8 protein-coding genes are annotated in these 10,824 nt (G+C 38.5%); 1 reads left to right on the forward strand and 7 read right to left on the reverse strand.

From position 1 onward, the window contains the following. The 7 genes from mutS to AC1DDX_RS16655 form a co-directional block, all read right to left on the reverse strand. A partial coding sequence (mutS, locus tag AC1DDX_RS16625; protein ID WP_477622290.1) for a DNA mismatch repair protein MutS occupies positions 1 to 2,593 on the reverse strand: 2,593 nt, incomplete at its 3' end. 86 nt (positions 2,594 to 2,679) lie between these two features. Then, positions 2,680 to 3,405 (reverse strand): menaquinone biosynthetic enzyme MqnA/MqnD family protein, encoded by a 726-nt coding sequence (locus AC1DDX_RS16630; protein ID WP_337714891.1) that lies wholly within the window; start codon positions 3,403 to 3,405, stop codon positions 2,680 to 2,682. Positions 3,406 to 3,410: 5 nt separating this feature from the next. After that, positions 3,411 to 4,022 carry a histidine phosphatase family protein gene (locus AC1DDX_RS16635; protein WP_172663317.1) on the reverse strand — a complete coding sequence of 204 codons (612 nt, stop codon included), beginning with the start codon at positions 4,020 to 4,022 and terminating at the stop codon, positions 3,411 to 3,413. Beyond that, complete coding sequence (gene mqnE, locus AC1DDX_RS16640) at positions 4,022 to 5,215, reverse strand: aminofutalosine synthase MqnE (RefSeq protein ID WP_337714892.1); 1,194 nt, start codon at positions 5,213 to 5,215, stop codon at positions 4,022 to 4,024. Before mqnE ends, AC1DDX_RS16635 begins: the two co-directional genes overlap by 1 nt. Positions 5,216 to 5,387: 172 nt before the next feature. After that, positions 5,388 to 6,965, reverse strand: a complete 1,578-nt coding sequence (locus AC1DDX_RS16645; RefSeq protein WP_172663319.1) for a SusD/RagB family nutrient-binding outer membrane lipoprotein — start codon at positions 6,963 to 6,965, stop codon at positions 5,388 to 5,390. Between the two features lie 12 nt (positions 6,966 to 6,977). Continuing rightward, on the reverse strand, positions 6,978 to 9,338 hold the full coding sequence (locus AC1DDX_RS16650) for a SusC/RagA family TonB-linked outer membrane protein (protein WP_477622293.1): 2,361 nt from the start codon (positions 9,336 to 9,338) through the stop codon (positions 6,978 to 6,980). Next, positions 9,295 to 10,047 (reverse strand): carboxypeptidase-like regulatory domain-containing protein, encoded by a 753-nt coding sequence (locus AC1DDX_RS16655; RefSeq protein WP_477622291.1) that lies wholly within the window; start codon positions 10,045 to 10,047, stop codon positions 9,295 to 9,297. Before AC1DDX_RS16655 ends, AC1DDX_RS16650 begins: the two co-directional genes overlap by 44 nt. Positions 10,048 to 10,252: 205 nt before the next feature. On the opposite strand from AC1DDX_RS16655, the gene AC1DDX_RS16660 reads away from it, so the two are divergent. Then, positions 10,253 to 10,824: RNA polymerase sigma-70 factor (locus tag AC1DDX_RS16660; protein ID WP_477622292.1), on the forward strand; the 572-nt coding region annotated here is incomplete at its 3' end.

A 10,824-nucleotide genomic window follows, 5' to 3' on the forward strand; every position in this document is an offset into this window, starting at 1 on the left:
GTTGTATTTCATCGAGCTTTAAAAGCGCTTCAACCGGAGTAAGTATATTTACATCCAGGTTGTTAAGTGTATCTCTTATCTTCACTAAAACGGGATCATCAATAGCAAACATCTGCAACTGATAGGCCTGATTTTGAACCTTCTTAATGCTATCTTTAATGCTTTGCCCTTCGGTTCTGTCTATTTCAAGTTTTTTAAGGATCTCATTTGCCCTATTGATCAGTTTAGGAGGCATACCGGCCATTTTAGCAACATGTATACCAAAACTGTGTTCGCTTCCACCGGGCACTAGTTTACGCAGGAAGATCACCTTATTTGAGACCTCTTTAATAGATACATTAAAGTTTTTAACGCGGCTCATTGTGTTGGCAAGTTCATTTAACTCATGATAATGGGTAGCAAACAATGTTTTTGGTCGCGCCGTTGGATGCGTGTGCAGAAACTCTGCGATTGCCCATGCAATAGAAATACCATCGTAAGTACTTGTTCCCCTACCAATTTCATCTAGCAGAATAAGACTGTTATCCGATATATTGTTTAGGATACTTGCAGTTTCATTCATTTCCACCATGAATGTACTTTCGCCTGAAGAAAGATTATCGGACGCACCTACACGTGTAAATATTTTATCTATTAGCCCTATACTTGCAGCCTTTGCCGGCACAAAACAACCCATTTGGGCCATTAGAACAATGAGACCTGTTTGTCTTAATATGGCCGATTTACCCGACATATTGGGACCGGTGATGATGATGATCTGCTGAGTATCGTTGTCTAAAAATACATCATTGGTGATGTACTCCTCACCTACAGGTAGCCTTTTTTCAATTACCGGGTGCCTGCCACCTTTGATATCTAATGCTTTACCTGTAGTAATTTCGGGCTTAACATAGTGATTTTTAATAGCCAGCTGTGCAAAGCATAATAGCACATCTAATTGAGCTATCTGGAAGGCATTTAACTGAATCTGCTTAATATATGCAGCAACCTGAGACACCAATTCATTATATAAACGGATTTCTATCTGCTGAATTTTTTCTTCGGCTCCAAGTATCTGTTCTTCGTATTGCTTTAGTTCGGGTGTAATGTATCTTTCTGCATTTACAAGTGTTTGTTTCCTGATCCAATCTGCAGGCACCTTGTCTTTATGGGTATGAGTAACTTCCAGATAATAACCAAAAACATTGTTAAAGGCTACTTTTAATGACGGGATACCAGTGATGGCAGCTTCTCTCTTTTGTATTTCAACAAGGTAATCTTTACCGCCAAAAGCTATTTTCCTAAGCCTGTCAAGATCTTCATCGATACCCTCAGCTATTACATTCCCTTTGATTAATACAGCAGGAGGATCTTGCTGTAATTCTCTTTCGAGTTTTTCTCTGATGGTTAAACATGGATTTAACTGATCTGCAAGAACAGATAAGAAAGGGTTTTTCACTTCTTCTGCTATCTTTTTAACAGATTCTATATGATACAGTGCCTTTTTTAGCTGACAAAGTTCCCTTGGACCTACTTTTTGCAACCCTACTTTGGAAATCAGCCTTTCTAAATCGCCTATCTGTTTAATGTGCGTCAAGAACTCTTCTAAAAGCGGTTCCTTTTTAATCAGAAACTCTACTACACCTAAACGTTCCTGTATTGGTTTTAATTCCTTTAATGGCATTATGATCCACTTGTGCAGCAAACGAGCACCCATTGGGGTTGATGTTTTATCAAGCACTTCGAAAAGTGTAATGGCATTATCGTTTGTAGAACTAACCAATTCCAGGTTTCTGATGGTAAAGCGATCTAACCATACATATTTATCTTCTTCTAAACGAGAGATCGAAGAAATGTGCTTTAAATTGCGGTGCTCAGTTTCGTTCAAATAATGAAGCACTACTCCAGCAGCTACAATACCGGTTTGCAGTTTATCAACTCCAAATCCTTTTAAAGAAGCTACTTCAAAATGTTTGGTTAAAATCTCATTTGCATAATCGTTGGTAAATGCCCAGTCATCCAAATGGAAAGTATAAAACTTGTCGCCAAAATTCTCAAGGAACTCTTTTCTTTTACTTTTCTGGAAAACTACTTCATTTGGTTTAAAGCCTTGCAAAAGCTTATCTATGTATTCTGCGTCGCCCTGTGCAACCAGAAACTCACCCGTTGAGATATCAGCAAAAGAGACACCTATTGAATTCTTATCGAAATAAACCGCAGCCAGATAATTGTTAGATTTTTGGCTTAATATATTGTCATTGTACGCTACTCCTGGTGTAACCAGTTCCGTAACCCCTCTTTTAACAATTGTTTTAGTTGTTTTAGGGTCCTCAAGCTGGTCGCAAATAGCCACTCTCTGGCCTGCCCTAACTAACTTAGAAAGATAATTATCTAATGAATGATGGGGAAAACCAGCTAATTCCAAAGCGCCATTTGGCCCTGTACCTCTTCTGGTAAGAACGATACCTAATATCTGAGCTGTTTTAACCGCATCCTCGCCAAATGTTTCATAGAAATCGCCAACCCTAAATAGTAATAATGCTCCGGGATACTTTGCTTTGATCGCATTGTATTGTTGCATTAACGGGGTTTCTTTAGTATTATCTTTAGCCAAAATGATTCTGTTTACAAAATCGTAAAGATACTATCTTGATGTGTAGGCTTTATGATTTGTTGAAAATTTAAAAAATGTTTATAGGTTTAAAGCCTGGCAATGTAAGAAAGGAATAAATCCAGTGCTTCTCTTTTCTTTTCGGTAAGATCAAAATCGAGTTTATGAAAAAGGTAATCATTCAAATCAAAATCATCCCGGGCAGGCAAGCCTTTTAACAGCTCTGCACGATGACCTAACCCAAAAGCCAGTGCTTTATTAAATTCATCAATAAAAGATTGAGGAATAGTTTTGTTGGCAACCCAGGCTGCGTAAACAAATGGCAGGCCTGTAAAATCCATCCATTGCTGCCCCATATCATAAGCAAAAGCATAATCAGCCTTTTTACCAAAAGTTCTGTCGCCTATTAATACTATTGCATCAGTTTTTGCATCGATATCTGTAGTAAATTCAACATCCAGTTTCCAGTAAAATTTCAACAATACTTTTGCAAGATTATTTGAGGTACGGGAATGACTATCTAATCTTACCGTTTTAATTTCTGAAACATCAACATCGCTAAAAATAAATACAGAATTTACTGCACCAATTGATCCAATACAGTAATCTGCAACGATGTTAGCATTAGGTACATGCGGTATGACAGCAACAGGAATTAATCCTATATCAACTTGGTTATTAATTAGCTTAGCAGCACAATCTGAGGGTATATCTAAACTTAGATCTATCTTATTTAGAATTTCCGAATGTTCAATTCCGTAAATGAAGGGCTTAGTATTTGTATAGGAAACTGCAGATATTTTAATATTACTCAAAGGAATTATTTTAAATGGTCGGTATTATTAAACTCAACGATGTCAAATTTATCGCCAGTGAGTTCAACTTTATAAAGTGTTGTATTTTGGTGCGGGAAATCTCCCATTTCGGACAAAGGTTTATTCATCAGCAAGCACAGCAATAAACGCATTGCACGACCATGCATGCAAATCAAGATCAGTTTTTCTTCTTTTTTGGATTTGATCAGGTCTACCGCTTCTTTAAGTCTGGCTAAAACCTGGTTAGGGCTCTCTCCACCTTCAAAATGTGCGTCATAATCGCCTTCGTCCCAGGCTGTAACTATAGCTTTAAACGCTGTTATTGCATTATCATCATTAGGCTTTCCTTCCCACTTGCCCCATGCAAGCTCATCTAAACCTGCAACCTGTTCCCATGGAATTCCGGCATCAATAAATCCCTGAACCGTTTGATGTGTACGCTTTAGTTTTGACGTATAAATCTTTTCAAAGGGGACATTTTTATACATTGCATAAAAAGCAGCAGCCTGACTGCGTCCGGTGTCGTTAAGATCGCTGTTTATTCCCCTGCCCTGTACAATTCCTAGTTTATTTAATTCTGTTTCACCATGCCTGATGATGTATATTTCCTTATCCATTAGTTAATTACGGGTAATTTGTAGTATTGAGGTTTCACTTCATCCTCAAAAACGAAATCAGTGTAATCGGTTACAACATTATATAAAGTATCTCTTTCAATGGGTTTACGTTTTACCTGTTTTATGAGATTTACGAGGTCTTGTGTACTCATTGCAGGAGTTTGCTCTTCGGCGCCGGCCATTGAATAGATCTTAGTGGTATCATCTAGCGTACCATCTATATCGTCTACCCCAAAGTTTAATGAAAGTTGAGCAGTTTGTCTGCTGATCATTGCCCAATAGGCTTTAATGTGATCAAAGTTATCCATGTAAATACGCGCAATTGCATAATTCCTCAAGTCTTCAATTACAGATACTTCCGGCACATTACTCATCTGGTTGTGCTGATTTCTGAATTTAAGCGGAATAAAAGTCTGGAAACCACCTGTCTTATCCTGCAACTGACGTAATTGCTCCATGTGATCTACACGATGTTCATATTTTTCGATATGTCCATATAACATAGTTGCGTTAGAACGCATCCCCAGCTTATGCCATTCTTCATGTATAGCCAACCATTGTTCGCCGGTACATTTATCTTTAGATATAAGGTCTCTTACCTCAGGATGAAAGATCTCTGCCCCTCCTCCTGGAATTGACTCTAATCCGGCCTCTTTCATTAATTTCATACCAGTGGCATAGTCAATTTTAGCCTTTTTAAATATATAATGATATTCTACGGGTGTTAATGCTTTAACATGAAGTTCAGGACGGTGTTTTTTTATTGCGCTAAAAAGTGCTGAATAAAAAGCAACATCGTATTGAGGTAAAACTCCACCTACTATATGTACTTCTGTAACAGGTTCGTTGTCGTACTTTTTAACCACATCAAGCATTTCCTCCATCGTTAGGGCCCAGCCTTCTTCCTTCTGCTTAATTAAGCGAGAATATGAACAGAATTTACAGTCGTAAACACAAAGGTTAGTCGGCTCTAAATGAAAATTACGGTTAAAATAGGTTTTATCACCGTGCTTTTGCTCTCTTATGTGATTTGCTAAGGCACCCAGGTACCCAAGTTCGGCATGTTCATAAAGATAAACACCCTCGTCAAAAGTAATCCTTTCTTGATTTTGTACCTTTTGTGCAATTGCTTTAAGTGCCCCAGGCAGATCTGGATCGTTTAAAATCAGAGCTAGTTTTGAAGTAGTATCCATTTATAACGTATAATGAACAAAAGTAACATAAAATCAACAGATAACCCTTTTTTAAGGGATTTTACCTGTCAATATTATGTCAAGAGCGTTATTTCCTGATCTTCTGGTAATTAGCCGGGTTACAAAAATGGCCGCCATAAGGCAGCCATTTTGGATTATTGTTGGAAAAAGTTTAGAAATTACTCGGAGTGGTAGTATCCCACCATAAGCGTGATGCAATATCGTCTTTACCTGAGCTTAAAAAAGTCGCAGCTTCAGCAACAGCTGCAGCATTACCGGTTCTTTCTGCGGGCACAAATACGAGGCGTTTTATCCATTGATCGGCTGTTATTACACCCCAATCCGGACTACTATCATTTTTAGCTACGTGCGGAATTTTAGGATAGCCTGTCCTTCTAAAATCTACCCAGGCTTCTAAAGTATTGGTAAAAGTAGCTAAGTATTTTTGTGTGATAATTTTTTCCAGTTTCAGTTCATTAGCGTCACCAGCATTCCAGGCTATCGTAATGGTAGAAAGTGCTGTGAAATTATTTTTACTGTCTTTTGGATCAATATAGTTGATTGGTTTACTTGTTGCATCAGCCAAATAGGCATCAACACCTGCTGCTCCCCAGTCGGCAAAAGAGAGGCGTACTCCATTTTCATAGTTTGTTTTAGCATCTCCTGCATTTGCCCATCCTCTTAATGCCGCTTCGGCTTTCAAAAAAGCGATTTCCGATGCGGTAAACCCTCTTCGGTTTTGTACCGATTTGAAATCTGTACTCACTGTAGAATAGGAAACCCTATCATCTTTGGCATTGATGAAAGCGCCGCTGCGAATACCTTTAAATTTGTATGCAGGATGGTCGGTAACTAAACTGGCATCACTTACTTCAGCAAAATATTTATTCATACGTCCATCTTTTAAACCCACCATAAAAGATTCCATGGTTGCACCCATACGGGTATCGTTCCAGTCAAAAGAAATCATCGAAACAGGCATTACCTCTCCATTTAACGAAATAAGGAAATTCTCGGCATTGGTAGTGATTAACCCAACTGGGTCAGCCAGGGCTTTTTCTCCTTCTGTTTTAGCAACTATAGGGCTAACCTTAACCAAACGCATTGCTAAACGGAAACGTACCGAATTAAGTAATTTTAACCATGAAGCGATGTTGCCTTTATAGCTTGGGTCGAATTTGGTAAATCCAGTGTAAGATGTGTTGGCTTTGAAATTTGTTTCAATCTGATCTAACTGCGTAAACAGATTGTTATATAGATCAGACTCCTTGTCGTATTTGATCGAACCTAGGCCAGCAGTGCCATAATTCGAATAGATCACCGGACCATAGATAGCTGTTAGTTTCGATATGGCTAATATCCTAACCAATTTTGCCCAATCGCCGAATAATGGTAATTCTTTTTCTTCGGCAAGCTGTATTACCTGTTTTGATGGAGACATTACGCTACCATATATACGATTCCAATAGGCATCAATCCAGCGCAGGTAGTAAGTGGTATTGTTTACACCTGCAACATAAGGCGTTGGAGAGCCCATATATCCCATCCAGTTATCATAACACAGATCTTCTTCAATTTGGTGGCCCATCAGGTTAAATAACATAACCGAGAAGGAAGATCCAACCAGATTAAAGTCCTGCTCCAGCATTTTATCTGTTATTTGATTTGGATTTGTATTTATCTCTTCGAAATTCTTGGTGCAGGAGTTGAGTACGATCAAGGCAAACACCATTAAACATATTTTTTTCATTATTTTAAGACATTAAAAGTTTAACTTAAGATTTAGCCCGTAAGAACGTGTACCAGGTACAGCAAAAATATCATTGGCCTGCATGCTATTGTTGGTACTCATCGCCTGCTCCGGATCGAAAGGTGATTTTTTATAGAAGAAAAACAGGTTGCGCCCAATTAATGAAATGGAAGCTGATTTAATAGCCGAACCTTTAATTGGCAAATTATAGGCTAAAGATACCTGGGCCAAGCGGACATTGGTGCGGGAGAATACATAAGGCTCCATAATCCCATTTCTATCACCGATTGTTGAATAGTACAACGCAGGGTCAATTGAGCTTTGAGGGGTAGTACCCATTATGGCATTAATCGGAATACTTCCTGCATCTCGTGCTTCGCCGGTCCTTTTACTTACTCCGTAAGAATCCAGAAAAGCTTCAGTTTTAGAGAAAGCAACACCGCCGAACTTAGCCGTTACCAAGGTACTTAAACTCAAGTTTTTATATGTAAATGTGTTATTCCAGCCGGTTATCAACTTTGGATTTAAATTTCCAACATATTCCTGAGTTGCAGCCTTACTTGGTTTTCCAGCATCATCTAATATAATCTGCCCTGAAGCATTTCGTGCAAATTTGAAAATGTATAAGTCGTTAAATGACCCGCCAGCTTTGATTATTGAATTAAAACCTTCACTATCGCTACCTACCTGATAACCGGGATTATCGGCAATTAATTCTACAATTTTGTTTTTGTTCTGCGATAGGTTAACGGAGGTGTTCCACCGGAAGTTTTCGTTTTTTATTGGGTCTCCACCTAACGTTAACTCAAAACCCTGGTTGGTCACCTTACCTGCATTCACATAGTAAAAGGTGTAACCGGAACCCGAAGGGGCTGGCAAAGATAAAAATTGGTTGGTACTTGTGTTTTTATAATAGGTAAAATCAAGAGTTAGTCTATCGTTTAAAAAACGGCTTTCCAGGCCAATCTCATTACTGATTATCTTTTCAGGCACCAATGTCGCAAAAGGGGTCTGTGTATTTCTGGTAATCCCTCCTATGCCGTTCGGTCCACCTGCACCACCGATAACATTACCTGGGTTTACGATATTATATGGCACCTCATTTCCTACCTGCGAGGTTGATGCCCTTAGTTTTAAGAAATTGATTTCTGTGGGCATGGTTACCATCTGGCTGATTATAGCGGACACACCTGCCGAATAATAAAAATAGGAATCGTTGCCAGTAGTTGCCAGTGTAGAAGCATAGTCATTGCGTCCTGCCAGATCTACATAGAGCATATCTTTGAACCCTAGAGAGGCATTGGCAAATAAGCCCTGTTTCTGAACTCTGCTGTAGGTCTGATTGATAACCAGATTATAAGGCAGGTTTGCGAAACTGAAAAAGTTCGGGTACTGGAGCGGTGTTGTGCCGTTGGCAAAAGTCATCCCATCATTAAACGTATAATCCTGTATACTTCCTCCCACAACGCCATTCAAGCTGAATTTACCAAAAGTGTTGTCATAGCTTAAGATGGCATCACCATATAAGGCCTTGTCATTATACTTGGTGTAATTCCATGTTCCGTTAGAACTTACGCTTACTGAGTTACCTCCTGCAGCATAACGATAGTCTAATAATCTGTCATTATAATCAATGTTTCCACGTACATCAAATTTAAAATGTGGTAGAAATGCGTATGAAGCTTTTGCTGAAGCAATTACTCTGTTACTAGTGGAAAGTTTTGGGTCATTATATAGTTCCCAATATGGGTTGTTTTGTTTTTCTTCAGTAGAATACCAGTTTTGTTTATACAGATTTCGTTCAGTATTAAAAACTTGATAATTGGTTTTGTAATCGGCAAAATCTCTTTCACGGGCAAATAAATACAACCCCGTTAACGGATTATTGTAATAACCGGCGCCAGGACGATTTTTTGACTTTTCGTTGGAGAACCTCACATTTCCACTCAAGGTAACCTTATCATCAAATAATTTTGTTTCCTGGCTTAAAGTAACATTATGCTTATTGTAAGTGCTGGTTGGCACAATGCCCGATGCGTTATTATTTCCATAGGAAAAATAGGTCGTTGTTCTTTCATTGCCACCAGATACTGATAGGGAATTAATGGTATTTACACCTGTCTGAAAAAAATCATCAATATAGTTACGCTGGTAGTCCCCCTTTGTTTTGGACCAACTGTAATCGCTGCCACCTATTGCACCGTAATCAAATTGAAACTCAGGTAATGTTGCCGCATTGCTAAAATTTATTGTAGAATTTAAAGCGATAGCAATTTTGCCGTCCTGACCTTTCTTGGTGTTGATTAAAATTACGCCGTTAGCTCCCTGGCTACCATATAAAATAGCACCATTGGCCCTGCCCGCCTTTGTTATTTACTACAGGCACCCCATCAATTACAAAAAGTGCTTCACTATTTCCGGCAATTGATTTTGAGCCCCTTAATACTGTTTTTGTTGAACCTCCAACACCGGAGTTACTGATGCCGATATCAACACCAGCAGCTTTACCACTTAAAGCCTCCATGAAATTGGGACTTCCAGCTTTTGTAAGTTCTGTGCCTGCAAGTTGCTGTGCCGCGAAGGTAAGTGCTCTTTTCTCACGTTTTACACCTAAAGCGGTAACGACTACCTCTGTTAGGCTTGCATCACCTGAAGGTTTTAACTTTATAGTTACATTGGTTAAATTGCTGATGTTTACTTCCTGGGATTCCATGCCGATATAGGAAACGACCAGTATGGTGGCATTATCAGGAACAGTTAAGGTAAACTTCCCATCAGCGCCGGTAACTGTTATCGCATTGGTACCTTTTGCGGCAACAGTTGCACCAGGAAGTGGCAATCCGGCATCGTCGACTACCAATCCGGTTACCGTTTTAGCAACCATCTCACTAACATTAATGGAGTGTTTTACCACCTTGGAGAGATTTGGAAATAGACTTTTGTTTATTACAATACCCTCAGCCTTAGCGGTATTCTGTAAGCCAAGCGCAGCAACTGCTAGGAGCACTAGCTTCCGCAAGCCTTTGGTGGTGCTAGAAAATGTGATTTCTAGGGCACTGGTTGTGGAATGAACTTTCCTCATTTTCATACATTTGTTTAGTTTAGTTTAATAATTTTTATTAATACAGTCGGTTATTTACAAATGGTTATTGTAAATGAGCTTGGTTAGCCAACGTATTTAGAGAAGGGATCTATTTCAGAAAGAAATTGCCTACAAGGAATTCATTTTTTTTGAAATTATTTTTATTCACTACATTGCATTGGAAAAAAACCAATCTATTTAGCAATTGAAAACAGTAAAGCCCGACTTATCCAGTCTGTGGATCAGAATGTCCATTGAAGACGATGTTAAATCCTTTGAGGCTTTATACTATGCGCTATTCAATAAACTTTTTAAATTTTGCTGTTACTATGTGACTCAAAAGGAGGTTGCAGAAGATATTATTTCAGAAATATTTGTAAAGTGTTGGGAGAACAGGAAAGGAAACCTGCATGTAATTAATCCGGAAACATATCTATTTGTTGCTGTTAGAAATCAATCATTAAAACATCTAAAAAAGCATTCAGGAATCCATATAACTGAATTAGAATTGTCGGGCGAGTATCCATTCTCAGACAACAACAATCCTGAGAAAGAATTAGAACGTAAAGAATTACATATTAAATTAGATAGTGCAATTGAAAAGCTTCCCTTGCAGGCAAAAATGGTTTTTAGGTTGATTAAAGAAAATGGAATGAGATATAAAGAGGTAGCTGAAATTCTAGATATATCTCCAAGAACAGTGCAAACACAACTTTTTAGGGCTATTGATAAACTAAGGATTACACTGCTTTCCTATACAGAAGCTAAGGATCTATG

It is taken from the genome of Pedobacter sp. 10L46_2 (assembly GCF_056395165.1).